The 25,596-nt window shown below is 64.0% G+C and carries 24 protein-coding genes and 1 tRNA gene; all 25 read right to left on the bottom strand.

Annotation, left to right across the window (positions count from 1 at the left end):
- Nucleotides 1–66 precede the first annotated feature (66 nt).
- The gene (locus Y887_RS00305) at nucleotides 67–1,323 is read right to left on the bottom strand and encodes a glycosyltransferase (RefSeq protein WP_046962448.1); all 1,257 of its coding nucleotides are present in this window, start codon (nucleotides 1,321–1,323) and stop codon (nucleotides 67–69) included.
- A complete protein-coding gene (locus Y887_RS00300; RefSeq protein ID WP_084725881.1) occupies nucleotides 1,292–1,912 on the bottom strand; it encodes a hypothetical protein in 621 nt (206 codons plus the stop codon). Before Y887_RS00300 ends, Y887_RS00305 begins: the two co-directional genes overlap by 32 nt.
- A complete protein-coding gene (locus Y887_RS00295) occupies nucleotides 1,902–3,056 on the bottom strand; it encodes a glycosyltransferase (protein WP_046962447.1) in 1,155 nt (384 codons plus the stop codon). The genes Y887_RS00300 and Y887_RS00295 overlap by 11 nt, the downstream gene beginning before the upstream one ends.
- Entirely contained in the window at nucleotides 3,047–4,006 is a 960-nt protein-coding gene (locus Y887_RS00290; protein WP_046962446.1) for an NAD-dependent epimerase/dehydratase family protein, read from the bottom strand. The genes Y887_RS00295 and Y887_RS00290 overlap by 10 nt, the downstream gene beginning before the upstream one ends.
- Nucleotides 4,003–4,851: an MBL fold metallo-hydrolase gene (locus Y887_RS00285; RefSeq protein ID WP_046962445.1), complete on the bottom strand. Its 849-nt coding sequence runs from the start codon at nucleotides 4,849–4,851 to the stop codon at nucleotides 4,003–4,005. Before Y887_RS00285 ends, Y887_RS00290 begins: the two co-directional genes overlap by 4 nt.
- A complete protein-coding gene (locus Y887_RS00280; RefSeq protein WP_046962444.1) occupies nucleotides 4,851–5,882 on the bottom strand; it encodes a 3-oxoacyl-[acyl-carrier-protein] synthase III C-terminal domain-containing protein in 1,032 nt (343 codons plus the stop codon). The genes Y887_RS00285 and Y887_RS00280 overlap by 1 nt, the downstream gene beginning before the upstream one ends.
- Nucleotides 5,883–6,072: 190 nt before the next feature.
- The gene (locus Y887_RS00275; RefSeq protein WP_046962443.1) at nucleotides 6,073–7,086 is read right to left on the bottom strand and encodes a TraB/GumN family protein; all 1,014 of its coding nucleotides are present in this window, start codon (nucleotides 7,084–7,086) and stop codon (nucleotides 6,073–6,075) included.
- An 80-nt stretch (nucleotides 7,087–7,166) separates the two neighbouring features.
- The gene (locus Y887_RS00270; RefSeq protein ID WP_046962442.1) at nucleotides 7,167–7,628 is read right to left on the bottom strand and encodes a cupin domain-containing protein; all 462 of its coding nucleotides are present in this window, start codon (nucleotides 7,626–7,628) and stop codon (nucleotides 7,167–7,169) included.
- A gap of 35 nt (nucleotides 7,629–7,663) precedes the next feature.
- Nucleotides 7,664–8,458: a WecB/TagA/CpsF family glycosyltransferase gene (locus tag Y887_RS00265; RefSeq protein WP_046962441.1), complete on the bottom strand. Its 795-nt coding sequence runs from the start codon at nucleotides 8,456–8,458 to the stop codon at nucleotides 7,664–7,666.
- A 4-nt stretch (nucleotides 8,459–8,462) separates the two neighbouring features.
- Complete coding sequence (locus Y887_RS00260; RefSeq protein WP_046962440.1) at nucleotides 8,463–9,257, bottom strand: polysaccharide pyruvyl transferase family protein; 795 nt, start codon at nucleotides 9,255–9,257, stop codon at nucleotides 8,463–8,465.
- Between the two features lie 40 nt (nucleotides 9,258–9,297).
- A complete protein-coding gene (locus Y887_RS00255) occupies nucleotides 9,298–10,503 on the bottom strand; it encodes a GumK N-terminal domain-containing glycosyltransferase (protein WP_046962439.1) in 1,206 nt (401 codons plus the stop codon).
- A 64-nt stretch (nucleotides 10,504–10,567) separates the two neighbouring features.
- On the bottom strand, nucleotides 10,568–12,073 hold the full coding sequence (locus Y887_RS00250) for a lipopolysaccharide biosynthesis protein (protein WP_046962438.1): 1,506 nt from the start codon (nucleotides 12,071–12,073) through the stop codon (nucleotides 10,568–10,570).
- Entirely contained in the window at nucleotides 12,070–13,119 is a 1,050-nt protein-coding gene (locus tag Y887_RS00245) for a glycosyltransferase (RefSeq protein WP_046962437.1), read from the bottom strand. Before Y887_RS00245 ends, Y887_RS00250 begins: the two co-directional genes overlap by 4 nt.
- Nucleotides 13,116–14,258 (bottom strand): glycosyltransferase family 4 protein, encoded by a 1,143-nt coding sequence (locus Y887_RS00240; RefSeq protein WP_046962436.1) that lies wholly within the window; start codon nucleotides 14,256–14,258, stop codon nucleotides 13,116–13,118. The genes Y887_RS00245 and Y887_RS00240 overlap by 4 nt, the downstream gene beginning before the upstream one ends.
- 67 nt (nucleotides 14,259–14,325) lie before the next feature.
- Complete coding sequence (locus tag Y887_RS00235; protein ID WP_046962435.1) at nucleotides 14,326–15,414, bottom strand: acyltransferase family protein; 1,089 nt, start codon at nucleotides 15,412–15,414, stop codon at nucleotides 14,326–14,328.
- A gap of 13 nt (nucleotides 15,415–15,427) precedes the next feature.
- On the bottom strand, nucleotides 15,428–16,516 hold the full coding sequence (locus Y887_RS00230) for an acyltransferase family protein (protein WP_046962434.1): 1,089 nt from the start codon (nucleotides 16,514–16,516) through the stop codon (nucleotides 15,428–15,430).
- Nucleotides 16,513–17,802 (bottom strand): hypothetical protein, encoded by a 1,290-nt coding sequence (locus tag Y887_RS00225; RefSeq protein ID WP_052764915.1) that lies wholly within the window; start codon nucleotides 17,800–17,802, stop codon nucleotides 16,513–16,515. The genes Y887_RS00230 and Y887_RS00225 overlap by 4 nt, the downstream gene beginning before the upstream one ends.
- A 94-nt stretch (nucleotides 17,803–17,896) precedes the next feature.
- Nucleotides 17,897–19,351 carry an undecaprenyl-phosphate glucose phosphotransferase gene (locus tag Y887_RS00220; RefSeq protein WP_005995917.1) on the bottom strand — a complete coding sequence of 485 codons (1,455 nt, stop codon included), beginning with the start codon at nucleotides 19,349–19,351 and terminating at the stop codon, nucleotides 17,897–17,899.
- A 244-nt stretch (nucleotides 19,352–19,595) separates the two neighbouring features.
- Nucleotides 19,596–21,035, bottom strand: coding sequence for a GumC family protein (locus tag Y887_RS00215; protein ID WP_084725880.1), 1,440 nt, complete (start codon nucleotides 21,033–21,035; stop codon nucleotides 19,596–19,598).
- Entirely contained in the window at nucleotides 21,017–21,715 is a 699-nt protein-coding gene (locus Y887_RS00210) for a polysaccharide biosynthesis/export family protein (protein WP_046962431.1), read from the bottom strand. The genes Y887_RS00215 and Y887_RS00210 overlap by 19 nt, the downstream gene beginning before the upstream one ends.
- A 470-nt stretch (nucleotides 21,716–22,185) precedes the next feature.
- Nucleotides 22,186–22,262 (bottom strand) — tRNA-Pro (locus Y887_RS00205).
- 61 nt (nucleotides 22,263–22,323) lie between these two features.
- Complete coding sequence (locus Y887_RS00200) at nucleotides 22,324–22,680, bottom strand: MerR family transcriptional regulator (RefSeq protein ID WP_005995911.1); 357 nt, start codon at nucleotides 22,678–22,680, stop codon at nucleotides 22,324–22,326.
- Nucleotides 22,661–22,960 carry an integration host factor subunit alpha gene (locus tag Y887_RS00195; protein WP_002811076.1) on the bottom strand — a complete coding sequence of 100 codons (300 nt, stop codon included), beginning with the start codon at nucleotides 22,958–22,960 and terminating at the stop codon, nucleotides 22,661–22,663. Before Y887_RS00195 ends, Y887_RS00200 begins: the two co-directional genes overlap by 20 nt.
- A gap of 21 nt (nucleotides 22,961–22,981) precedes the next feature.
- Entirely contained in the window at nucleotides 22,982–25,360 is a 2,379-nt protein-coding gene (gene pheT / locus Y887_RS00190) for a phenylalanine--tRNA ligase subunit beta (protein ID WP_046962430.1), read from the bottom strand.
- A gap of 115 nt (nucleotides 25,361–25,475) precedes the next feature.
- Nucleotides 25,476–25,596: tRNA ligase subunit PheS family protein (locus Y887_RS18400; RefSeq protein WP_441004737.1), on the bottom strand; the 121-nt coding region annotated here is incomplete at its 5' end.

The raw sequence follows: 25,596 nt of genomic DNA, 5'->3' as shown, positions 1-25,596 counted from the left end.
TGACTCACGCGCTCTGTTGACGTAGATGCCCTGACGCAACACGCGACCGATCTCGCGCGCCACGCACTAGACCTGCGGCACCGCACCGGTCTGCGCAAACGCATCCACCAGCCGCACGATGCGCGCCTGCGCATCGATGGCGTGCAGCTCCGTCTGCAATCGACGCACGCCTGACGGCAGCTCGCTCGTGCCGAGCGCTTCGCGCAGCAGTGCCGGCAAGCCATCCAGCTCGCGCAACCACCACGCCGCGCCAGCAACCTGCAGACGCGCGGCGTGGTCGAACTGGTCGTAGTCCAGCGGGTACACGATCGATGGCAAGCCTGCGGCCAGGCAGGCATACAGAATGCCGGCGCCGCCGTGGTGCACCACCAGCGCATAACGCTGCAGGTGCTGCGCATAGTCCACATACGGCAGCCGCTGATAGTTGCCGTGCGCCTGCTGCCGCGGCGCTGCGGTATCGCCATCGCTGAAATGGAAAATCACCTGCGGAAACTGCGGCGCCAGCGCGCGCAGTACCGCATCCATGCGTTGCTTGACCCAGTGCAGATGCGTGCCTAGGGTCACCAGCACATGCCGCCGCCCGGCGACAAACGCAGGCGGCGCAACGGTCGATGGCGGCGTACACAGCTGCGGGCCGACGAAGCGCATCGCCGCAGGCCAGCGCCGCGCCAACTCGAACGACGGCAGACCCAAGGCAAGAATGCAGTGCGGCGAATACACCGCCTCGCTGCGATCGCTGCGATACATCGCCGGCAAGTCGCAAACACGCATCTGGCGCCGATAGCACATGTGCAAGCTGCGTTTGAAGCCACGCGTCAGCCGCCGCGCCAGTGCATGCCAGATGCGCTGCGTTGCACTTGATGCGGGGAGCAGACCGCCGAAATATGCGGGAGGCCCGTCGACCGTTTCGATCACGCACGGCGACGGCATGCTGGTCCACCACGCGATGCCCATCGCCTGCGCCGCCAGTCCCGCGCTGGGCAAGGTGAAATCGACGATCACCAGATCCGGCCTTCGCTCGCGCCAGCGCGCTTTCAGCGCATCCCCCACTCGCGCCATCAAGCCAAGCGCATTGTGCAGTTGTCGACGCAGGCGCAACGGGTTGTGGCCCACCGCATGCGGCGGGTTGGCGATCTCCAGCAACAGCCGGTCGGCTTGCGCATCCAGCACGCTGACTGCCATCAGCCCGCATGCACGGATGCGCGCCTGCGCTGCCGGCGTACTGATGACCTGCACCTGATGATGCGGCGCCAGCTGACTGGCGATCGCCAGGATCGGATGCAGGTGCCCGCTATACGGCGGTGCGATCAGATCGATGCGCATCTGCCCTCCCCTGCAAGGTGTGTTCGAGCTGCGCGATGAAGACCCGGCAATCGGCAACTACCACCGCATCACCCAGGTAATCCATATGCCCGCATGCAGGCCTCAGATCGACCGCAGCGCCGAACAGCGCGCGCGAAATCCAGTCGCGCCGTCCTTGCAGCACCCGCAGCTGGCCGAACGACGCAGGCACGGTGCAGACGGGGCCGTAGGCGAACACCGCCAGACGTGCACATAGCGCCTGCGGAAGCTGCAACGCAGTGAGTAGTTGCAGACCGCAGCTGCCGGCCAACAGCACCGTCATCGGCGCTTGCTCCAATAGCGCCACAACCCGCGTGCGATCGGCATCCACAACGCGTGCGGCGCGCGCTGCCAGGTACTGCCGCAGATTGGACACACTGGCACGCCACAGCGGCGTGTGCCGATACGCAGCTCCATCGGGGCGGTACGGATAATTGCAGTCGATCAGCCGCCGGCCCGGGCCTTGCAGTTGCTGCAGAAAGTGCTGCTGTTCCACACTCAATGCACAGCGCTCCGGATCACTTTGCCCGGTGAGGAAGGCAATCTGCAGCGCGGCGCTGTCAATCGGCACGAAAACGGCCGTCCGGCAGCACGCGGTAACGCCGGGTGCGCCAGCGGATCGTGCGCGCCAATGCTGCATGCAGCAGATGCAGCGGCTGCAGACACTCCGCGCACACCGACAGCAATGCACGGTGGCGAAGTGCCCCGGTGACGCGCCATTGCGCCAGGCACAGCAGCAAGGCACGCAGCAGCACGGTGGTCAGCGCACACGCCATTGCCAGCCACGTTGGCTGCACGCAGACAGACAGCAGCAAGGCCATCAGCAACAGCGGCGGCAGCCCTTGCGACACAAAGATTGCGCTGCGCACGCCCAATGTCTGACGGCGCAGCAGAATCAGCGCGAACAACATCCACCGATGCATCTGACGCAGGTAACTGACAAGATCCGGCATCGCGGTACGCATCGCCACCGGTGCAGTGGATTGGCACACGCGCCCACCGCGCTCACGCACCAGTGTTGCGAACGCCAGATCGTCGGTCAGCTGTTCCAGCAACGACGCAAAACCGCCCCAGGCGCGCAGTTGTTCGGTGCGTACCGCGTAGCACATGCCGTTGATGGTCAACGGCGCCGCGAAGGGCAGCCAGCCAAGATAGGTGAGCGCTGCATTGTTGTTGACGAACTGCGACAGCAGGCGGCCAGCGAAGGTGTCGCCATCGCAGTAGTAAGGTAATGCGGTCACCACGTCGGCGTGGCTCAGCTCCTGCAGCAGCTGCGACAGTGCCGGTTCGCTCAACTGCGCATCGTCATCCAGGATCAGACAGATCGGCGCCTGCACCTGGGCCAGGGCGTACTCGAGCTTCCATGCCTTGGGATTGATGTTGGCCGGCGCCGCAGGCACCAGCATGCGTGTGATGCGCCCCTGCGGATACTGCATCACCAGCGTGTCTGCGACCGCGTTCCCCGCCGCATCGTCCGCGTCCAGCAGCCACCAGAAATGCGCATGTCCCAGCGCCTGCAGATTGGCCGCCAGCACGCTGTGCAAATGCGCGTCACCGCCAAGGATCGGCTGCAGGATCGCCACCTCGGCCGGGCCACCGGCAGGAGTGGGTGCTGGCCGCGCGCGCGCCTCGCGCATGACCCACAGCACCGCAGCCGCCTTGAACAGCAGCAGGCTCAGATACAGCGCCGCCAGGGCCGGCACGGCTACGCCCACTGCGCCGCCTGCCAGCGCACGAAGGCCTCGACGCCCTCTTCCACGCCAACGCTGGGCGCGCCCAGATCGGCAAGCGTGCGCTGCGGGTTGAAGGTCTTGGAGTAGGCAAACGCGCCGACACCAAACCGCGTGATCGGCGGCTCGCCGCGCAACCGCAGCACACGATAAAGACCCTCCACCACGCTGGCCATGCGCAGCGCAGTGGCGATGCGCACCTCGCGCTGCGGCAACGGCAGCTGCAGACGCGTGAGCAGGTCCAGTAACAGCTGCTGCAGATCCACCGGCTGCGCGTTGGTGAGGTTGTAGGCGCGTTGCAGCTGCGGTGCGGTGGCCGCGCGGTAGAGGTAATCGCAGAGCGTGTCGATATAGATCAGATCGCCGATCACCGGCTGGGTCTGGCCGACAAAGCGCGGCAACGCACCCTTGCGCGCAGCGGCGATCACCCGCGGGAACAATACCGTATCGCCCGGCCCGAACACCGCGCGCGGCCGCAGCACCGATGCCTGCCCCGGATAGCGTTCCAGCAAGGTTTCGCCGAGGTATTTTGTGTGCGCGTACGTGTTGACGAAGCCCGGGCCGATGGGGCTGTCTTCATCCAGATCGTATTGATGCGCCTCGCGATAGAACACCGAGCTGGAAGACACATACAGCAAGCGAGGGCAGCCGTTGCGCACGCAGAAATCGATGACATTGGCGGTGGCCTGCACGTTGTGCAGCTGGAACTGCGCACGGCTCCCCCACGGGGATGCCAATGCCGCCGCGTGGATGACCACATCCGGCCGCCAATCCAGCGAAAACGGTTGGCTCAGATCGATGCGGTGATAGTTGGGTAACTCGCTGGCACGACGCCCGATGCCGTGAATCTCCACCCCGGCTTGCCCCTGGAACCGGCGCAGGAACGCGCCGCCCACAAAACCGGATGCGCCGGTCACGAGAATGCGCAGGCTCATCGCCACTCCGGTTGGTAACGGTCAAGACTGGGTTGGCAGTGCGAGGGCAGGATCGCCAGCTCCGGGTGCGCCTGCGACAAGCCGTGCAACTGCTGCACGGTGCGCTGGAATGCGTTCCAATCGTGCATCAGCAAGCGCGTGGGCCACGCCGGCCACTGCAGCCGTGCCCAGGTGGCCGACGACCACACCGCATCTGCGCAGAGCAGCACCTCGCGGTCATGCTGGTCGCGTAACCACACGCCCATTTGCCCGGGTACGTGGCCCGGCAGCGGCACCGCGAGCACGCTGCCATCGTCGAACAGGTCGTACGCCGTACCCAGGCCCTTCCAGGCGCCGCTCAGCTCGCGCTGCGGCGCCTGTTCGGCAAAGTGCAGGCGTCGATCGAAATCCGCCGGAAGCAGTTGCGGCAGCAAGGCACGGCGCAATCCACCCAGGCGCGAGCTATTGCGCAGTTGCTCGTAGTCCGCACGCAGACAGCTGAAGCGCGCGTTCGGCAGGTCGCGCAGGCCGCCCACATGGTCGGCATGGAAATGCGAAATCAGGCACCAACCGATCTCGTCCAGCTGCACGTCGCGACGTGCCAGCTGCGCGCGCAGGGTTTCATGCGCAGGCAGGGTCACCGGGGTGGTCCAGCGATACAGCCGCTCCGGCCAGGGATCGGTGGCCCGGAAAAAATGCGTGGCGTAGCCGGTGTCGTAGAGCATCGCTCCACGCTGCGGGTGCCGGATCAACACGCTCAACGCGGGAAACTCCACCGCATGCCAATGGCCGTCTGCACGCACCATGCGCTCGCAATGGCGGCAGTGGCCGACCCGCAACAGCTCGAGAGAAACGCGCACGCGCATCAGTAGCGCAACACCATGCCACCGATCGCCAGACCGGCGCCGGTGCCAAGGAGTGCGACCAGGTCGCCGCGCTGCAGTTGCCGATCGACACAGGCGTGATGCAAGGCATGCGGGAGCGAGGCGGCTACCTGGTTGCCGGTGGCGTGCAGGATGCGCACGACCTGCTCACTGCGTAGCCCCAGCGCCTGCACCACGTGATCCAGGCCGCCGCCGGAAGCCTGATGCGGCACCAGGTAGCGCAGCTGCGCCGCGGTGAGGCCGGCATCGTGCAGCAAGTGTTCCCAGAACGCCGGCAGATGGCGCGCTGCAAAGCGATAGGCGCTGCGCCCATCCATCCAGAACGCGCGCGACGCGTCGGCTGCGCTGTCCTTGTCATGCGCTGCGCGGGTGCCGCCGCCGCGAATGCGGCACACCTCCGCCCCGCTGCCGTAGCTGGCCAGGCGACTGCACAGCAATGCCGAGCCGTCATCGGCGCTGCTGCGCCCGACCACCACGGCTGCGGCGCCATCGCCGAACAGACCGGCGGTGGCCGGTACGGCCTCGTCCAGCCCGGCCGAGGCCACTTCGCTGGAGACGATCAACACACGTTGATAGCGGCCCAGCGCCAGTGCGTTGGCGGCCATGTCCAGCGCAACCACAAAACTCAGGCAGGTCGCATTGACGTCGAACGCGGGAATGCCCGAATCGCCCAACCCCAGGGCGCGCTGGATCAGCACCGCCTGGCAAGGAATCGGCTGCTCCATCACGCTGCAGGCAGAGATCAGGCAATCGATCTGGCTGCTGTCGATGCCCGCGTTGGCCAATGCCTGCTGCGCGGCCGAGGCCCCCATCGACGAGGCGGTTTCGCCCTCGCCCACGTAGTGGCGCGTGGCAACACCCAGGCGCGCAAAGGTGGTGCCGGCCGGCAACTGCCAGCGCGCGTCCAGCGCGTGCGAAGTGACTTCCCTGGCCGGAACGTGGCGTCCGGTACCGAGGATGCGCAGCGGCAATGCGTTCAACGCGGAGCTCTCAGTGAACAAGGCGCGCAGCATACCGTGGCAGCCTGGGCTGGCCTAACCCGAGCCGCAGCGATGCGATGCCGGCCAGCGCGCGTGATCGGTGATCGAAACAGTTGCTCGCTCGCATGCTGCCTGGCAACTGCCAACGGGGCTGCGGTGCCATCGGCGAGGCACGCGCGTTCGCTGATTCTCTCCCCGGCGACCCGACGAAGCGCTCATGCGCTCAAGGCGCCTCCACCTCGTATCCCAGCGCCTGCAAGCGCGCCAGATAGCCATCCGGCGTGGTCATGCGGCTGATCGGCAGCACCGCGAAGGTGCTGCGATTGCGTTGCAGCGCAGTGGTGGCGATACCGAGCCAATGCTCGCGCATGCGGCGCTCCAGATCGTCGATGCCGCGCTTTCTGGCGGCGCCGGAGCTGGCCATCGCGCCCATGCAGGCCGCTTGCGGATCTTCGCGCGGCAATTGACGCAAGGCCTCGATATCGCCCACCGACCAGGCATTGGCGCGCTCGACCATGGTCGGCAGATCACGCTCCACCGTCACCAGGATGCTGCGAAAACAGGCGGCGTCGTCCATGCCGCCGGTACGGAACTCCTTGAGCGCCTGTCGCGGGTCCTTGATCTTGTAGTCCAGCGCGGTTGGCGTGGGCTTGATGCCTGCGCGCTTGGCCGCGCGTTCGACCACCGACCAGATCACCGGCGAACGGGCAAGGCCGGAACGCTTGATCGCGGCCTGATACAACTCGCCGGCCGCCAGCATCGGGCGTTTGCGCTCCACGCCACGGTCGCTGCCGATGTAGCGCGCCTTGGCCACGCTCCAACGCGCATACAGATCGGCAGGCAACACCTCGCGCAGTTCGCGGCCGTCTTCGTTCTTCATCGCCTTCATTGCCGATGGCAGCAAGGTCAGCTTGCCGAAGAAACCCATGTCCGCATCGATCTGCACGGTTGGCGCCATCAATACCTGCTGGGACTGGCCGATGATGGTTTCCACCTCGGTCGATTGCCATTGCAGCCGTTTGGGCAATGGCGACAAGGTGCCCAGGATCCACAACACATGGTCGCCCTTGCTGACCTTCCACAAGCCCGGGCCGGGCTGCACGCCGCGCACGACCATCGCCTCCAGGTCGACCACCGGCGGTGGTGCGGCCGCTTTCTGCGGCGCGCTCTCGCTGGCGGCCGCCAGCATCGATGCCAGCATCAAGCCGGCGCCCCATAACGTTGCCGTGTATCGCATCACGTGTTGCCCCCTGTTTGATGCGGACAGTACGCCAAGCCCGCAAGTGCCGCGTTAGGGAAGCGTTCGGCGGCGATCGATCAGCGTGGGGCGAGCGTTGCCAAGTGATCGGCCAATGGCGAGGCGGGGTCGAGCAGCGCGAATCCCTCCCATACGAATCCCGGCGACACCGTGCAACCGACCAGGGTGAAGTCGCCCAGTGAACGGGCCGCCTGCCACTGTCCTGCGGGCACCACATGCATTGGCTCGCCGCGTTCGGCGGCGTCCAGGAGCAGCCGTTGCAGTTGCCCGCTGGCTTCGTCGTAGATCAGCAATTCCAGCGCATCGCCTTGTTGCCAATGCCAGCTTTCCTCGGCATCGACGCGATGCCAGGCGCTGCATTCGCCGGCGGCGAGCAAAAAACGAATGACGGTCAGCGCCGGGCGGATCAGGCTGTTGTCGCTGACCTGACGCTCGGACGCATACACGCGGCGGAAGTGCCCGCCCTCCGGATGTGGCAACAGGTCGAGCGAGCGAATCAGGGCGGCGGCAGTCGGATGCATGCGTGCATGCTAATCCCGGAGGCCGCCTCTGCGCATCAGGGCAGGTGTTTGCCCGCGCGCAGACAGGTGCGGAAGAACACCAGCAGGTCCCAGCTATAGCGCTTCAGAAGGCGACGCGGCTCGTTGAGCAGGCGATACATCCATTCCAGATGCAGCCGGCGTACCCAGTCCGGCGCACGCTTGGCGGTGCCCGACAGAAAATCGAGCAACGCACCAACACCGAATACCAATGGCACGCGCAGCGCCTGGCTGTGATCGAGAATCCAGCGCTCCTGCAACGGGTTGCCGAACGCCACCAGCAGTACATCGGCCCCGGAGCGGTTGATGCGCTCGGCAAGGCCGTCGCCTGCGGCGGCAAATTCGCCGTAGCCGTCGCACATGCCCACCACCTGCTGCCCCAACGTGCCGGTCAAGGTGGCAGCGGCGGTCTTGCCCACGCCGGGCCGCCCGCCAAGCAGGAAGAACTTGAGCGGTTGCGCGCTGTGCCGGCACAGATACGGAATCAGGTCGGTGCCGTTGAGATTGCCGGCAAAGCGGCGCCCATGAATCAGCCGTGCCGCCAGGTCCATCCCGATGCCGTCGTTGACGATGCGCACGCTGGGTTCGCGCATGCGCATCCGCAGCGCCTGACACTGCACCACGAAGTTGGTGTTGGCGAAGAACACCCGACGCGGCTGTCGCGCTGCCAGTGCGTGGAACAGATCCAGCGCGAATGCTTCCTGGGTGGTGGACAACACCGGGAACCCGCCCAGCGGAATCACCACGCCCGGCGGTGTGTCGACAGCGGCGACGGTCGCCGTTTCGCTGTCCAAGTGCTGGCCCTGCATCATCGAATCACCAAAGGTCGTAGGGGAATGCAGCCAGCAGACCGGCCTGCAGTTTTTCCAGATCGAATGCGCCGTTGCCGCCCAGTGCCAGACATTCTTCGACGTTGTTGCCCGCATGCCACTGCATGCGCCCGGTCCCGTGGTAGTAATCGTCGTACTTGAAACGGTCTTCGCCATTGCCCCAGTCCAGATACACCGCCGGGATGCCGTACGCCTCGGCAAGAATGAGGCCGTGCAGCGAACTGCTGACCACCAGCTCGGCACCCAGCAGCTGGCTCATGAAGGTTGCCGGCTTGACGTTGGGAAACACCAGGTGATCTGCGTAGGCGCTGTACTTCTCGACCGGTTCGTTGAAATGCGGAACGATGGCGAACGGACGCTTTTCGACCGTGCCCAATGCCTCGGCCGGGAAAAACATCGGGGTCAGCAGACCCGGGTCGCCATAGACTTCCGGTACCGCGATGCCACGGTCCAGCAGAAACTGACGCGTCTTGGGCCCGCGCACAGCCCGCACGTCGAGCGTGCTGAAGGTATTGCGCTCAGCCGGGATCTTGCCGTTGATGCCGCTGCCCCAGACGGTGTCGCCATCCTTGGCAAAGTGCAGCACCGAACCGATCGCGATCAGCTTCTTGCTGAGATCGCGCTTCTCGATCAGCGTCTTGTCCTGCAGGGAAAGCACACAGGACACGATCACCTTGGACAGGTGATCCCCCATGTTGACGCCAGCGTTCTTCGGCTGCCACCAGAACAATGCGCGACGTTCTGCGTGTTCTATCCACTTCTGCAGCAAAGCGTTGGCCATAAAGGGGGTCTCCTGTCTTGAACGGGCGAGGTGCGCTGCATCAATGCGAGAGCGCGGCCTCCGAGGAAGCACGCGCGGCTGCGCCGGTGTGCTGCGGATACAAACGGGTTTCCGGATACGCGGCTGGATCCAGTACACGGTCCGTGGTGTCGGACCAGTTCAGACACTGGCGGTAACGCACATGCGGCGCGTCCAGCGCCTGCCCGATTGCAGCGACGATCGAATCGGCATTGCCGGGCGTGTAACCAAAGCGCGACTGCTGGTACGGCCCGACAACTGCATTCGGACACACCGCAGGCAACCCGAAAAAGTCGTACTGCAACAGCTTCATCGAGCTATCGGCCAGATATACCGGAACCTGTTCCGACGCATAGGGCGCGATGCCGAACCGCGCGTGCTTGATATAGCCGATCGTCTCGACGTGCTTCATTTCACCATAGACGACGACATTGTCGCCATAGCCCGGGTGGCGCCCCATGCCCGACCCAATCACATGAAACGTGACCTGTGGAAACGCCTTGCTGGCAACGACGAAGAATTCCGGGTCGAACAGCATCGACCCCACCGCCACCGCGTGGATTCCTTCGCCATACGGCGACGGATCGCCCAGCTGATCCAGGTTGTGATCCACGCCATGCCCGACGTGATAGACGTTATCGCGGCTTGCGATCTCTTCGGCCATGGCCGGCGACACCAGCGCGATGACGTCAAGGGTGGGAGCAACCCGGTCGAACTCGCGTTCGATATAGGAGGCAACATTGATCGTGCTCAATCCATCGGAAGCGCGATACACCAGCTTGGCGTTTGGATTGGTGCGCTTGGCCAGTTCGATGAAGGCCACGGCAATGCCGCTTTCGAACACGATGACATCCGCCTCGCGCATCCAGTCCAGCAGCTGCTTGGGCGGATGTGCGGCATACCAGCGGAACATCGCGTCTTCGACAGACTGCAGCCACGCCCGACGCGTATTGAACGGATGCACCGTGGTGCGCCAGAGATAGCACTCCACACCCTTATGCGACACCACGGTGTTGGCGGTGTCGTCCAGCGGCAGCCGCATATCGCCCTTCATCCGCGACAGCCGGCTGTAACGCAACGAAAAGAATCGCGTCGTCCCGCGCAACGCAAGCTGATCGGTGATGAAGTGGATGTTGGCGCGGCGCGGCGTGCGGTAATCGTGTGCGGACAAGACCAGATAGCAAGGCCGGCGAATGCCGGAAGCAGCGGCGGCGGGTGTGTCGCTCATGGGCCGTGTCCTATGGATGAGTGAGAGAGAGCATGCCCGAATGCAGGCGAAGACGATGTCGATCTCATCGACGCGCCTTGGCCTGACTGAGCAATTTGCGGATGTTGACGATGGAGATCACGTCGCGACGGAAGGACGGCCAGATACCCAGCATCAGCAGGCAAACTGCAGCCATCGCCGCTGCTCCTGCGGCCAGTTGCTGCCATAGCGGCCCGCCGACGGTGATCGAGGCGTAATACGCGCAGCCGCCGGCGACGCCATACGCCACCATCGCGCGTACTGCGTTGGTGAACAGCATGCCCACCGGTGTATCGGAAATCTTGCCGACCCAGACCAGCGACATCGGCCAGGTCACCAGCAGCCCGAACGAATAACCGATGGCCACCCCCATCGCCCCCCAGCGCGAACCGACGAAGATGCAGGCGATCAGCACGATGCGGCTGACCAGCGAGAACAGCAGCTGCTCGCGCATCAAACCGCGCGCCAGGAACACCCAATACGTGGCGTAGGACGCAGTCTGGAAAATACCGCCCAACGCAAGCACCTGGAACAAGGGCACTGCCTCGCGCCATTGTTCGCCCAGCACCAGTACGATCAACGGCATCGCCACCGCACAGGCGAACGAGAACAGCGCCACGATCAGATGCACCATCACCGTCTGCCCGCGCAGCAGAAACGCACTGAAACGCTCGCGGTCGTCCTGCAACTGCGACAGCACCGGCAACGCCACGCTGGTCGCCGGTGCGTTGATCTGGTTCAACGGCATCATCAGCAGTTGGAATGCGCGGTTGTACAGACCCAGCGCATCGGGCCCGGTGCGCCAGCCGATGATCACCTGCCCCACATTGCGGCTGGCATATCCCAGCAACTGCGCCGCCATCAGGTTCCAGCCGAAACTCATGAAATCGCGCATCGGTGCGGAACGTTGATAGCCGCCGGGCAGCCAGCGTGCGCAGCTGCCGGCGATCACCAGGTTGACCAACGCCTGCACAACTTGTTGCACCACCAGCGCCCAATAACCCCAGCCCAGCAGTGCGGCGGCGACGGCCGCACCCAGCCCCAACACCTGCGAGCCCACATCGCTCAGTGCCACCTGCCCAAAGCGCAGCCCACGGCTCAGATGCGCGCGGTATTGGGTGGTCATGCCGTTGATCAGGAACGTCACTGCAAGCGCTTGCGAGATCGTGACCAGTGCCGGCTCTTTGTAGAAGTTGGCGATCAGATGCGCCGATGCGAACACCAACACCGACAACGCCAGGCCGATACCGCTATTGATCCAGAACAGGTTGTCGCGCTGTTCGCGGCTGACGTGCTTGGCCTGCACGGCGGCGGCGGACAGACCAAAATCGCGCAGGATCTCGGCGGCACCGACAATCGCGGTGACCATCGCCATCAAGCCGTAGTCGTATGGCGTCAGCAGCCGCGCCAGCAGGATGATGCCGCCGAACTGCACGACCATCTTGGCCGACTGGCCGAGCATGGTCACCGCTGCCCCGCCGGCAGCGCGCGAGCCGAGGCTGCGCTGCGGAGGCGGCGTCGGAGAGGACGTGGTGGGGGTCTGTGCGGTCACAGTGCAGCGTCCCCATCCCTGCCCAGCGCTTCGAGGTAGGTGCGGTAATGCAGCTGCCCGATGCGCGGCCAATCGCGTTGCGACAGATCCGGCGCCGGCCCGCGCGGTGCGCAGCGCACCCTATCCAGCATGCCGGTCAACAGCGCCGCGTCGAACTCGTCTTCGTAGAGAAACACCCAGCCTGGCCCCACTTCTTCGGCAATCGCCGCGTTGGATTCGCTCCACGGCGCCAGCACCGGGCGTGCCAACGACAACGCCAGCAGCAGCGTGCCGGAGTTGTGCATCTGCCGGTATGGCAGCACCACCAGCTCGGCTTCGCTGACCTCGCGTGCCAGCACCGGCTCTTCGACATAGGCGAGCAATGCGCTGATACGCGGATCCTGCGCGCTGGCCTCTTCGACCAGCGTGCGCATCTGCGGCGTGGCCGGGTTACCGACGATGCGCAGGTTCAGGCGTGGGTCGCTGACCTCGCGCATGACCTCCAGCAGCGTTTCCACGCCCTTGTACGGACGGATCAGCCCGAAGTGCAGCAGCCGCCCCGGTACCGTGGTGCCTTGCGGCATCGTCGCGAACCAGTCGCGGTAGTGGCCGTGCAGGATGGTGTCGGTAAACGGGGGGCGCGCCGGCGTGGTGGCGTTGATACGGATCCAGCGACGCGTCAGGCGATCGACCCAGCGCAACAGGCTGCGCTCACGCCAACCGCGATCTTCGTGCGGAGCCAGGTTGTGCAAGGTGCGCACCACCGGCGTGCCGGTGACCTGCAACTTCAACAGCAGCAACGCCGCGCAAAGCTGCTTGGCCAGCGTGCCTAAGGCGCTGGGATGGCGCAGAAGATATTCGGGCCAGTGCAGATGCAGCACGTCGTAGCGCGACAGCAAGGCATCGCGCATCGAGAAGAAGCGCGGGTGCACCGCATCGGGCAGCGCATCGTAGAGCTGGGTCAGGTACGGGTTGGTGCTGGCATTGGGTTTTTCGGTGGAGAACAACACCGTGACCTGCGGCTTGGCCGCCGCACGTGCCATCGGTGCGGATGCAAGCGCGCTCATCGCAGCGTCTCCTGCGGGCGCGGCGTGCCAAGTGCACTGTGGTACTCGTCGATGTAGCGACCCACCACATGCTTCCAGTCGTAGCGGCTCACATAGGCCATCGATGCCGCACGACGCGCTGCGAAGTCGCCATCGGCCGTCAGTGCGAGCGCCTGCACCTGGTCGGCCGCCGCCTCGATCCTGTCGCGGTTGACGATCACCCCCTGCCCCGACTCGCTGGCCAGCCGCACGAACGGCGGGATATCGCTGAGGATCGGAATCAGGCCCGCGCTCATCGCCTCCACCGCAGCAATGCCAAACCCTTCATGGCGCGACAGACAGACGAAGAACTGCGCCTGCTGCATCAACGCGCGCAGCTGTTCCTGCGACGGCGACATGCTCAGCTGCACCTTGTCCTGCAACCCGCGCTCGGCGATCGCCTTGCGCAAGTCGGCTTCGTTCAAATCGTATTCGCGGCCGGCGATGATCAGCTGCCACTGCGGATCGCGCGCGCGCATGGCCTTCAGCAGCTCCAGCGTCTCGATCAGCCCCTTGTTGACCGACCAGCGTCCGAAGTACAGCATCGTCCGCCCCGGCGTGGCTGCACCCTGCCCCGCATATTTCTGCACGTCCACACCGTTTTCGATCACCCGCAAGCGGGCCGGCGATACCACCTTGGCAAACAGGTCGCCATCGTTTTCGCTGGTCGCGATCACCCGCGCATACGCCAATGCAGAGGTACGCGTGAGGGTCTGGAACCACAGCTGTTTCATGCGCGACGCATACGCGGTGTGGAAGAACCCACCGTGCGTGGACACCACCATCGGCTTGCCGTGCAGCGGCTTGGTCAACGCCAGATAATCGTAGAAAAAATCGATCCCGTGCAGATGCACCACATCTGCCGAACCAATCGCGCCCAGCACCGACGGCGCAAACGGATAGCGCGACGAACCGCGATAGCCGATCCGCCGGATCGGCAGACCTTGATGGATCTCCTGCGGCGCAAGCTGCGCATCCGGATCGGTGAACACCCGATCCAGCGTCACTACTTCCACCGTATCGGCGCTATTGGCCTGATGCTGGCGGGCAACGTTGAGAACGACCTCTTCCATGCCTCCGATCGAGGGATGGAATTGGCGGACGACATGCACCACTTTCATTACGCCAATCTCCTGTACCAGCCGCGCGCACGCAGGAGCCGCGACAGCTGATGATTCTTGAACTGCGTCATTGACTCTTCAACCCCAACATCCATGGCGCGCTACGCACCAGCACCGCGCGCATCGGCACCGCGCAGGCGATCGCAACTGCGCTGAGCCCCATCGCCCACAGTGGGGTTCCGATCAGGCCGCGATCGATCACACCGGTGCGTGCAACCACGCTGGTGACCACCAGAAACACCAGCGTATGCGTACACAGAATCAGCAAGGTGTTGGTGCCGATCCATTGCACCCACTGCCAGTTCTGCACGAAGTACGCGACGCACAGCGTCATCGCAGTCCCCAGCAGGCTCACCAGCAGGAACAGCGCGGCCGATTGCCCGAACAGCAGGTTGTTCACGTCCACCTGCCCGTTCGCCGAGGCCAGCAGCCACCATGCCGTTGCGACGACGGGCAGACCCAATGCCCACACCCATGCCCCGAGCGCGCGCAGGGTATCGGCAAGGCGCGACAGCCAGCCACCCACCGCGATGAAGAACAGGGCGATCGGCAACACGTCCAACGCAAGCGGCAAGCGCAACTGCAACGAAGGAAACCATCCCGCCCATGCCAATGCGATCGGCAAGCTGAGCGCGGCGACCACCGTCGTGCTCAAACGCGCACGCAGTGCGATGTAGGCCAGCGTTGTGACAAACAAGGCCGGCAAGAACCACAACGCTGGCAACACGTAGAGACGCGTGCCGTTGGCCCACAACACGCCAAGCAACGGGTCCCACCACGCGCGCGCGCCGGGCTGCCCAAATGCATGATTGAGCACGGCCATCAGCAGCCATAGCCCATAGGCCACCAGGAAAAACGCCAGGTACGGGATCAACAGCGTCCGCGCCAGCTTTTTCACCGTCGACACATTCAACCCGCGACGCCCGAAACGTTCGCCGACCCAGCCGGAGAGCACGAAAAACAACGGGACATGGAAACTGTAGGCAAACAGTTTGTAGGCCGGCGGCATGCCGCTTGCGTGCCCCAGCACCACCAGCACGATGGCCAGCGCCTTTGCCGCATCGATCTGCCAATCGCGGGCCAGCGCCGGCGCCCGACCGGGCGTTGCCACGTGCTCGTCGTGCTCGGCGTGCGGGAAAGAAGGAGCAGTTGTCATGCCGCGGCGCCGGTCATGCCGCCACCGTGCGCGCACCCAGAGCCCAGGGGGCGAAACGCATCAATACCCAGCGCATGGGCACGCAGGCGACCAGCGCGAAGACCGTCACAAACACTGCCCAACCCAGGCCCGGCCGCCCTGCACCGAATCCGCCCGCTACTGCCGCAACGCCAGACAGAACGAAGAACACCAGCATGTGCGTGCACAGGATCAGCAAGGTGTTGCGGCCGATCCACTGCACCCACGCCCAGCTCTGCACCAGCCGCGCCGCACAGATCACCATCAACGACCCCAGCACCGCACTGAGCAGGAACAGCGCATGGTCGCGGCCGAAGCCGAGCATGTTGACGTCGATACGCCCGTTACGTTGTGCCAACCACGCAACCGCGACCGCCAATGCAACGGTCACCAACGCACTGACCGGCAATGAGGTCGGTAGACGCGGCGACACGTAAATCAACAAGGCACCGAGCGCATAGAAGCATAACGACACCGGTAGCACATCGAGTCCGAAAAAAAGCCGCACTCCCTGCGCCGGGAACCAGTTCATCCAGAACCACGCCAGCACCAGTGCCGCCGCCGCAATCGCCAACGGCGGCAGTACGCGTCGCAGCAACACATAGCTCACCACGGTCACCAGCATCACGGGCAGGAACCACAGCGGTGGCTGCACATACAGGTCCGGACCGATCCCGGTGAACAGCGAGACGATCGGCTCCCACCATGGATGACTTCCCCAGCGCGCGGCCTTCTCGCCGATATTGCGGGTCAACAGCCAGTACGCATAGCCCAGCAGGTAGAACGTGACATACGGCAACAGCAGGCTGCGCGCCTGCTTGGTGATCGTCTGCGCGATGCTGGTGGTTCGCGACGCATAGCCGGCGGCCAACCACCCCGAGACCAGGAAAAACAGCGGCACGTGGAAGCTGTAGGCAAACAAGGTCACGCCATGCGGCACGCCCTTGGCATGGCAGAACACCACCAGCAAGATCGCGATCGCCTTGGCCGCATCGATCCGTGGATCGCGCGCCTTCCCACCGGCGGCAATCCGCACGCCCGCGTCAGACACGACCGACGACGGCGCTGCCGTCGCCGAGCTCATCGCGCCGCTCCCGCAGGCAATGGCAACTGCGCGCCATCAGCCGTGGGATCATCCTTGATCGAAGCAGTGGCGACCGTCGACGCGGACCAGGTCGGACGCATGTGCCACAGGCAGCCGCACACGAACCACCACAGCGCCGAGGTCTTGATCGAGAAGTAGCCGTTGGACACCAACAGGCTCAGCGCAAACGCAAAGATGGCCAGGTTCTTGAACAGCTGCCCTTCCTTGCTCGGCATCAGCAACAGGAAGGAATACGACAACAGGAATGCCAGCACCCCGACGATCGACTGCGAGGCGATGAAGTACGAAATGCCGCTGTCGAAGTAACGGTAGGCCTGCGCAAAATCCAGCCCCAGCCAGGACTCGAACGAGAGGTTGTTCATCGAATAAACGGTGAAGAACACCCGGCCCATGGTGGTGTCCTGGTATGCCGTGATTCCGGTGATCCACACCAGCAGCCACGCACTCATGATCACCAGCAGGAACACCAGAAACGCCAATCGCTGATCCAGGCGTTTCAATAGCGGCGTCAGCAAGACCATCAGCACGCAGGTGCCCGCCGCCAATCGCCCATCCGAGGCGACGATCATGAAGCCGATCAGGCCCACCGACAGGATCAGCGCGGCCGGCCGCATCCAACGCCAGAACACCAGCAAGATGGCGGTGAAAAAGCAGATGTAGTTACCCATCGTCACCGGCTCGATGAACATCGAGGAGGCACGCGGGAGATTGGAACCGGGCAGGAAGTTACGCTCGCCCGGCCGCGTGGCGCTGACGAACAGGTTGCTGTCTTCGTTCCAGAACCCTTCGGCGCTCATGCCGCGTGCGTTGACGAAGAAGCTTTTCGGGTTGACCAGATCGCCATAGGCGCTTGGCATTGCCAGCTCGAAGGCGGCAACCAGCGAGACGATGATGGTCATGCGGATGAACAACTTGGGCACCGACCCGGTATAGGCGGAGCCCAGCACCACAAACGCGAACACCACCAGGGCATCGCGGAAGAATTTCGGATCGATCTGCCAGTTCACCAGGAAACGCACGAACATCAGCAGGACGATCAACCCAAGCCCGCTGACGATCAGGGCAATGCGCTTGCGGCTCAGCGAACCGAGGCCCAGTACGAAGCAGGCCGCGTAGACGATGAACTCGACTGCGTAGGTGATCACCGGACGGACGGTGAACACATTCGCATTGATCAGTGCCAGCACCAGGTTGTAGCCCACGCCGACCAGCAGCGTCAGTTCGATCAGCAGGTTATGCCAGCGAACGCGGGTTTCCTCGCTCATTCGAATCAGCATGCACACGCCTGCCTGAGAAGGGCGGCTGCAATGCAGCCGCCCGCGACGCCTGACGCGCCAGGTCGCACGCTCCCCGCCATCATCAGTACGCGGTCTTCTGTCCGAGCACGCGCACTGCAGTGAGCACGATGATGCGGATATCCAACCACAGCGACCAGCGACGGATGTAATCCAGGTCGTACTGGATACGCTTCTTCATCGTCCGCAGCTCCGGGGTCTCGCCACGGAAGCCATTGACCTGCGCCCAACCGGTGATGCCCGGCTTGACGTAGTGACGCTGCATGTAGTGGTTGATCAGCTTTTCATAGTGCGTGTTGTGCTGCGCAGCGTGCGGGCGCGGGCCCACGATCGACATGCTGCCGCCCAACACATTGAAGATCTGCGGCAACTCATCCAGGCTGCTACGACGCAGGAACGCACCGAAACGGGTAATGCGGGTGTCGTTCTTGGTCGCCTGCTGGATGGTGGTGCCATGATCGTCATGTACGCGCATCGAGCGGAACTTGAACATGTAGAACTCGCGACCGCCCAGGCCGTGACGACGCTGGCGGAAGAACACCGGGCCCGGCGAGCTCATCTTGACGCCGACGGCAATCGCAGCCATCAGCGGCCACAGGCCCATCAGCGCTATCACGGCCAGGATCTTGTCCTGCAGCGCCTTGGCCACCACGAAGTAGTTGTCGCGGTCGACGCCGCCCTGGCGCAGGTTGATCACCGGCGTATTGCCGATCTGCTCACCGGACTGGTTCAACAAGCCGAAGTCGAACAGGTCGGGCACCAGCTTCACGTTGATCGGGTAACGATCCAGACGCTGCAGCAGCTGCTTGATGTGATCGCGCTCGCCCAGCGGCAGCGAAATCCACACCTGCTCGACCTGGTTCTCCTTCAGGTAGTCGATCAGCGCGTCCGGCTCGCCCAGGCACGGCAGCGACTGGCGCTGCTCGGTCACGGCGATGTCGTACGGCGTGCGGAAGTAGCCGACCAGATTCATGCCGACCCACGGATTGCGGCTCAGGTAGTGATTGATCTTCATCACCGGATGACGCAAGCCGACGACCACCACACGCTGGACGTCCACGCCCTGCGCACGCAGGTGGTTCAGGAAGCCGCGCAGCAGCGTACGTGCAGCGACCAGCGAAGCCAGTCCGCCGACGAACCACAAGCCGATCCAGCCGCGCGAGACCTGCTCGCCCACCTGCACGATCAGTGCATGCACCGCAAACAGCGCAAATACGCCGCCGAAGGCACCACCCAGCACCATCAACTCGCTCAACAGTCCGCGACCGCGCCAGCTGCGATACAGCGGGAACAGCGCGAAGCAGATGACCGAATACAACAGCGTCGTGGCGATCGCGACCCGATACGGCGCTGCAGGCACCCAGGAGCCGAACACGATACGGTAGGCGATCAGGCCCGATACGACCACCATGGTCAGGTCGAACACGCGCAGCACCAGGTCGGCGGCCGCCGAGTACTTGGACAACAATCGCGGCGAGGATGTCGTGTACGTCGCGCTACTCAAGTCTGCCAAAAGCATGGGGATGTCCTCCAAACTCGATACGGCGCATGCGGGGGAACATACGAATCGCACGCGAGCTTTCAATCATCTCCGTCGAACGATCACCGCGGTAATACCTACCGACCCCAGATCGCTCGACAGCCCTTTGTTTCAACAGAGACAAACTTTCAAAACGAGGGAGCCCGAAACATACGGGATCCCACTTTTTCTACGCTGAATCGGTTGTCACTTTAATTAACCACTGTTTTGCAACATCACGATGTCAGTTCAATCGTGTTTCCGGCCCAGTACCCCGCAGGAAGTAACGCACAAGCGCCACAGCCAACCCAAGGAATACGCCAAAGATGAAGCCCAAAGCGAGGTTCAATTTGAGTTTCGGCGAAGTCTTCGACGTAGGCACATCTGCAGTGTCGACGATGGTCACGTTGTTGGCGCCGACATTGCTCGCCACACCGATTTCCTTGTAGCGCTGCAGGAGCGCATCGTAGAGCTGACGGTTGGTATCGACGTCGCGCTTGAGCATGTTGTAGCGAATGCTGCGGCTCTGCAGGTCGAGCTCGTTGGTACGCAGACCGGCGATGCGTTCGTTGAGCAACTGCTCCTGATGCACCGACGCGTCATAGGTCGCCTTGAGCGACTGGCGGACGTTGACCACCTCACCATTGATCTGGCGGCGCGACTCTTCGATCTGCGCCTTCAGGCGCTGCATTTCCGGGTAATCCGGCTTGAAGGTCGACAGCTTCTGCTGATATTCGCTGGTCAAACGCACCTGCTCGCCGCGCAAGGTCTGGATCAGCGGGCTGCTCAACACCTGAGGCAACGACATGGCATCGCCGGTGGCGGCCTGACGCCAGGCGGCCTCGGCCTTGATGCGTGCGTCCTGCGCCGACGCCAGCATCGCGTTGAGGTCGGTCAGGTTCTGCGCCGGCAACGACGGCTTGTCGTCGCCCACCGATACGATCTGCTCATCGGTGGAATAAGCAACCAGCGTCTTTTCCGAATCTTCCACCTTGTCGCGCAACTGCTCCAGGCGCTCGGCGAGGAACTTGGTCGCGAACGAAGACGCCTTCATGCGGCGCTCCTGCGTGCTCACGATGAACACCTTCGGATAGGTGTTGGCGATCTTGGCCGCAAGCACCGGGTCCGGCGAATCGTAGTTGACGTAGACCAGGCGCGAATTGAGGATCGGCTCGACCACCAGGCCTGCCAGCAAGGTGTCGGTCAGGCTGCGCTCGATGATCGCCTGACGCGAATCCACCGACTTGCCCGCTTCCGGATTCTTGGCCGCCGCCTTTTCCAGCGCTTCCTCGACCTGCTGCTTGAACGCCGGCTCCTGATCGAGCTTGGCCTCGCGAATCACCGCACGCGCCAGCGAACGACTCTGCAGCAGCTGATACTGGGTCTGGTAGAAGTCGCGATCCTGCGGCGACTCGACCGGCATCAGGTTATCGACGTTCACCACATTGAGCGAATCGCGTTCGATCTGCAGCGTGCTGGTGGCGCGATACTTTTCCGGCATCAGGAAGGTGATCACCAGCGCCAACAGCACGGCGGCGATCGTGATCATGATGATCAGCCAGCGCTGCGACACCAGGGCACGCCAGTAGTCGAGCAAGCTCACATCGGCCAGTTCGAGATGCCCGTGACGCTGCGACGGCGAGGAACGATTGTCGGAATTCATACTCATCGGTAAGCGCGCCACACCATCACTAAGGGGGTCAGTTCCAGCATGGTGCGCAACCAGACGCGCGCGTCCGAGCGATACACCACGACGATATCGCCACCGTAGATCTCAGGGTCCGGATTGGCGCCCTTCTCGATCTCGGTCAGGTCGAAGCGCGCGATCATCTTCTGGCCGTTGACCATGCGGAACACGATGACGTTGCCGCGGCTTGCCACGGTGCTGACGCCCTTGGCCTGCGCCACGGCCTGCTGCAGCGTCAGATTGGCACCGATCACCGGATAGATGCCGGGCTCGGTGACGGCGCCGGTCACGGTCACGCGACGGCCATTGGATTCCTGCACGAACACCGACACCTGCGGATTTTGCAGGTAGCCGCTGCGGTAGCGATCGGCAACCATCTTTTCCAGCTCGCCGACACCCATGCCGGCGGCGTTGACGTCGCCGATCAACGGCAGCGAGATGTGGCCGTTCTGATCGATGCGGACCTGCCGTTCCAGATCGTCGACCTGAAACACCTTCACCAGCAACAGGTCGCCTGGGGAGAGTCGATACTCGGGCTGCACCGCGGACATTGCCAGCGGGTCGGGAAGCGGCAGTGACGATGCCATGTCCTTCCCGGTGCTGCAGGCACCCAGGGCCATCGAGCAGATCAACGCCAGGCTGAGGCCTTGGCAAAATCGTCCGATCAGTTTCTTCATGCGTGTGGCTGGCTGCCTCGGTTGGGTGGGACAGGAGCTCGCGCAGCATTCAACCGGCCAACACGCCAGCACGAACGTACGACAGAGGATTCATCCCAGGAACATCGGGATCACGACAGGTATGACGTGTTGCACTGCACTATGGCACAGAACGATCGCATCGCAAGACGCGGCACGCCATTTTTTTGACGGCGTTGGCCTATTGATTCAAGTTCGTCGTTACCGCGTTAACAAACCGTGATCCACGTTCTAGTCCATCACTAATGATTTGGAGCGTTTCCGGATACTTAGCATCGTTGTGTGACCGTCGTCCATAGCGAACTGAACCGAAAAAAGCAGGCGCTAGCCTTCGGTTCATGCTGCACTGCGATATGCCGATCTGCATATCGAGCGAACGCTGCCAGGACACAAAAATGCAATGCTGCGACGCAACAAAAAAGCCCATGTCGAACCGACATGGGCTTGATGTTTGGTCGGGGTAGCCGGATTCGAACCGACGACCACTAGTCCCCCAGACTAGTGCGCTACCAGGCTGCGCTATACCCCGAAGATGCTGCATTCCGTCGCGAGGACGGCCTGCGATTATAGCGGCTTTGTGAAACGTTTTCCTAGCGGCGCAGCAGCTGCAGCACTTCTTCCAGCTCCATGCGCACCTGCTTGATGATCTGATTGCTCAGCGCCGACTCGCTTTTGGCGCCATCGCCCTCCAAGCGCAGACGCGCACCGCCGATGGTATAGCCCTGCTCGTAGAGCAGGCCGCGGATCTGCCGCACCATCAGCACATCGTGGCGCTGGTAGTAACGGCGGTTGCCGCGCCGCTTGACCGGCTCCAGGCTCGGAAATTCCGTTTCCCAGTACCGCAGCACATGCGGCTTGACGTCGCACAGCTCGCTGACCTCACCAATGGTGAAATAGCGCTTGGCCGGAATCGGCGGTAGTTCGCGATTACTGCCCGGATCCAGCATAAGCCTCCACCCGTTCCTTGAGCTTCTGGCCAGGGCGGAAGGTCACCACCGTCCGGGCCGAGATCGGAATTTCCTCGCCGGTCTTGGGATTGCGACCGGGCCGTTGGTTCTTGCGCCGCAAATCGAAGTTGCCGAAACCCGACAACTTGACCTGACGCCCCTGCTCCAGCGCATCGCGCAGCACATCGAAAAACGCGTCGACAAATTCCTTCGCCTCGCGCTTGTTCAGACCGACCTCGTCGAACAGACGCTCGGCCATCTCCGCTTTCGTCAATGCCATGCCAATCCCCTGGTTACCGCCTCAACTCCGGATCCGGGCGCGGTGCTCGCGCTCGATCACGGCCACCACATCGGTCACGACCGCGTCCACGTCCCGGTCGGTGAGAGTGCGCGAGTTATCCTGCAAAATCAAGCCCATAGCCAGACTCTTGAAACCTGGCTCGACCCCCTGCCCGACGTAGCGATCGAACAGCTGCACCTCGCGCAGCAAGGGGCCGACCGTGGCCTGCACGCTGGTCGACAGCGCCGCCCAGCTGACCGCTTCCGGCACCAGGAAGGCCAGATCGCGACGCACCGACGGGTACCGCGACAGCTCGCCGGCACGCGGCAGCGCCCGCCGCACCAGCGGCTCCAGCTGCAGTTCGAACGCGATCACGTCCACGTCGATCTCCAGCGCCTTGGTCAGGCGCGGATGCACCTGGCCGATCCAGCCGATGCACACGCCATCGCGATAGATATCGGCCGACCGGCCTGGATGCCCGAACGGCTGCGTCGACGGCTGGAACTCCAGCACCGCGCCGCTGGCTGCTGCCAGTGCCATCAGGTCGCCTTTCACATCGTGGAAGTCCACCTTGCGCGCCGGCTCGCCCCATTGCAGCGCCAGCGCATCGCCACAGACCGCGGCGGCGACATGCTGGGATTCGCGAGGAGCAGCGCCTGCCTGCGCGGCGGCGGCGAACACCTTGCCCAGCTCGAACAGCCGCACTCGGCCTGCCTGACGGGCAGCGTTGCGGCCCAATGTGGCGACCAGGCCAGGCAACAGGCGCGGGCGCATGATGGCCAGCTCGGCACTGAGCGGATTGGCCAACGGCACCAGGCCGTCGGTCAACTGCCAGCGCTCCAGCAAGGTGGCATCGACAAAGGCGTAATTGATGGTCTCCTGCAGCTCGCGCGCCACCAGCTGACGGCGCACGCTCAACTCGTCCAGTTGGGTTTCGCTGGGCATCGCGATCCGGCTTGCGCCACCCGGTAGCGTGGTCGGCACCCGGTCGTAGCCGTGGATGCGCGCCAGCTCTTCGATCAGGTCTTCCTCGATGGCGATGTCGAACCGGCGGCTCGGCGCGACGACCCGCCAGCCTTCGGACACCGCATCGAGCTGCATGCCGAGCGCGCTCAGAATCCGCACGACATCGGCGTCGTCGATGTGGATGCCGAGCACGCGCGCGATGCGTGCGCGACGCAGCACAATGCGTGCCGGCTGCGGCAGATGCTCCGGCAATTGCGCGTGCACCACCGGGCCCGGCGTGCCGCCAGCCAGTTCCAGCACCAGACGCGTGGCGACCTCGATCGCCTGCACGGGCAACGCCGGGTCCACGCCGCGCTCGAAGCGATGGCCCGCATCGGTATGCAGGCCGAACTTGCGGCCGCGGCCCATGATGGCGGCCGGATCGAAATACGCCGACTCCAGAAAGACATTGCGCGTGACGTCGGTGACGCGCGTGTCCAGCCCGCCCATCAGCCCGGCCAACGCCACCGGGCGGTCGGCATCGGTGATGGTCAGGAAGCTGTCGTCCAGCGTGACCTGGCGCCCATCCAGCAGCGCCAACTGCTCGCCACTGCGCGAACGACGCACCCCGATCGGTCCCTGCAAGGTATCCAGATCGAACGCATGCATCGGCTGGCCCAGTTCCAGCATCACGTACTGGGTGATATCCACCAGCAACGACACCGGGCGCACGCCGCTGCGACGCAGCCGCTCGGCCAGCCACACCGGCGTCTTCGCCAGCGGGTCGATGCCTTCGATCACCCGCCCGCAGTAGCGCGGCGCTTCCTTGCCGGCATTCAATTCCACCGCGAGCGTGCGCGTGGACACCGACGCAACGGCCCCGGCATCGAATGCCACCACTTCGCTGGCGCACGCTGCGGCCACGTCGAAGGCGATGCCACGCACGCTGAAACAGTCGGCGCGATTGGGGGTGAGCTTGATTTCGATGCTGGCATCCGGCAAGCCCAGGTAGTCCGCCAGGGCCTGCCCTACCGGCGCATCGTCGGGCAACTCGAACAGCCCGGACGCATCGCCATCCAGGCCCAGCTCCTTGGCCGAACACAGCATGCCGTTGGACGGCACGCCGCGCAGGGTTGCGGCCTTGATCGTCAGCTCACCAATCTGCGCGCCAACCAGCGCCAGCGGCGCCAACAGACCGGCACGCGCATTGGGCGCGCCACACACGATCTGCAGCAACTCGCCCTGCCCGGCATCGACACTGCAGACCTGCAGGCGATCGGCTTCCGGGTGTCGCACGGCTTCGACGATGCGCGCCACCACCACCTGACCAAGCGCCTCGCCCAACGGCGTGACGTCTTCGACTTCCAGGCCGATCGCCGTCAGCGTGGCGGCCAGTTCCTCGCGCGAGGCCTGGATCGGAACGTGGCTACGCAGCCAATTTTCAGAGAATTTCATGAGGGGCCGGGATTGGGGATTCGGGATTGGGGATTAGCTAAAACGCGTCGACGGAGTCCGGGGCGGACCGGGGCGACGTTGCGCATCCCCAATCCCGAATCCCCAATCCCCGCCGTCAGGCGAACTGCCTGAGAAAGCGCACGTCGTTTTCGAAGAAGGCGCGCAGGTCGTTCACGCCATAGCGCAGCATCGCAAAGCGCTCCACGCCCAGACCGAAGGCAAAGCCGGTGTAGCGC

The organism is Xanthomonas pisi DSM 18956 (assembly GCF_001010415.1).
GTDB classification, from domain to species: domain Bacteria; phylum Pseudomonadota; class Gammaproteobacteria; order Xanthomonadales; family Xanthomonadaceae; genus Xanthomonas; species Xanthomonas pisi.
The sequence above is the reverse complement of the archived record's forward strand: the minus strand, read 5'-3'. Positions and strand labels throughout refer to the sequence as shown.

What these genes read in the sequence shown, in the direction of transcription:
- Y887_RS00305 (WP_046962448.1), bottom strand. Translation starts at nt 1,323, where the DNA reads ATGCGCATCGATCTGATCGCACCGCCGTATAGCGGGCACCTGCATCCG.
- Y887_RS00290 (WP_046962446.1), bottom strand. Translation starts at nt 4,006, where the DNA reads ATGAGCCTGCGCATTCTCGTGACCGGCGCATCCGGTTTTGTGGGCGGC.
- Y887_RS00285 (WP_046962445.1), bottom strand. Translation starts at nt 4,851, where the DNA reads ATGCGCGTGCGCGTTTCTCTCGAGCTGTTGCGGGTCGGCCACTGCCGC.
- Y887_RS00280 (WP_046962444.1), bottom strand. Translation starts at nt 5,882, where the DNA reads ATGCTGCGCGCCTTGTTCACTGAGAGCTCCGCGTTGAACGCATTGCCG.
- Y887_RS00275 (WP_046962443.1), bottom strand. Translation starts at nt 7,086, where the DNA reads ATGCGATACACGGCAACGTTATGGGGCGCCGGCTTGATGCTGGCATCG.
- Y887_RS00270 (WP_046962442.1), bottom strand. Translation starts at nt 7,628, where the DNA reads ATGCATCCGACTGCCGCCGCCCTGATTCGCTCGCTCGACCTGTTGCCA.
- Y887_RS00265 (WP_046962441.1), bottom strand. Translation starts at nt 8,458, where the DNA reads ATGATGCAGGGCCAGCACTTGGACAGCGAAACGGCGACCGTCGCCGCT.
- Y887_RS00260 (WP_046962440.1), bottom strand. Translation starts at nt 9,257, where the DNA reads ATGGCCAACGCTTTGCTGCAGAAGTGGATAGAACACGCAGAACGTCGC.
- Y887_RS00255 (WP_046962439.1), bottom strand. Translation starts at nt 10,503, where the DNA reads ATGAGCGACACACCCGCCGCCGCTGCTTCCGGCATTCGCCGGCCTTGC.
- Y887_RS00245 (WP_046962437.1), bottom strand. Translation starts at nt 13,119, where the DNA reads ATGAGCGCGCTTGCATCCGCACCGATGGCACGTGCGGCGGCCAAGCCG.
- Y887_RS00240 (WP_046962436.1), bottom strand. Translation starts at nt 14,258, where the DNA reads ATGAAAGTGGTGCATGTCGTCCGCCAATTCCATCCCTCGATCGGAGGC.
- Y887_RS00235 (WP_046962435.1), bottom strand. Translation starts at nt 15,414, where the DNA reads ATGACAACTGCTCCTTCTTTCCCGCACGCCGAGCACGACGAGCACGTG.
- Y887_RS00230 (WP_046962434.1), bottom strand. Translation starts at nt 16,516, where the DNA reads ATGAGCTCGGCGACGGCAGCGCCGTCGTCGGTCGTGTCTGACGCGGGC.
- Y887_RS00225 (WP_052764915.1), bottom strand. Translation starts at nt 17,802, where the DNA reads ATGAGCGAGGAAACCCGCGTTCGCTGGCATAACCTGCTGATCGAACTG.
- Y887_RS00220 (WP_005995917.1), bottom strand. Translation starts at nt 19,351, where the DNA reads ATGCTTTTGGCAGACTTGAGTAGCGCGACGTACACGACATCCTCGCCG.
- Y887_RS00210 (WP_046962431.1), bottom strand. Translation starts at nt 21,715, where the DNA reads ATGAAGAAACTGATCGGACGATTTTGCCAAGGCCTCAGCCTGGCGTTG.
- Y887_RS00200 (WP_005995911.1), bottom strand. Translation starts at nt 22,680, where the DNA reads ATGCTGGATCCGGGCAGTAATCGCGAACTACCGCCGATTCCGGCCAAG.
- Y887_RS00195 (WP_002811076.1), bottom strand. Translation starts at nt 22,960, where the DNA reads ATGGCATTGACGAAAGCGGAGATGGCCGAGCGTCTGTTCGACGAGGTC.
- pheT (WP_046962430.1), bottom strand. Translation starts at nt 25,360, where the DNA reads ATGAAATTCTCTGAAAATTGGCTGCGTAGCCACGTTCCGATCCAGGCC.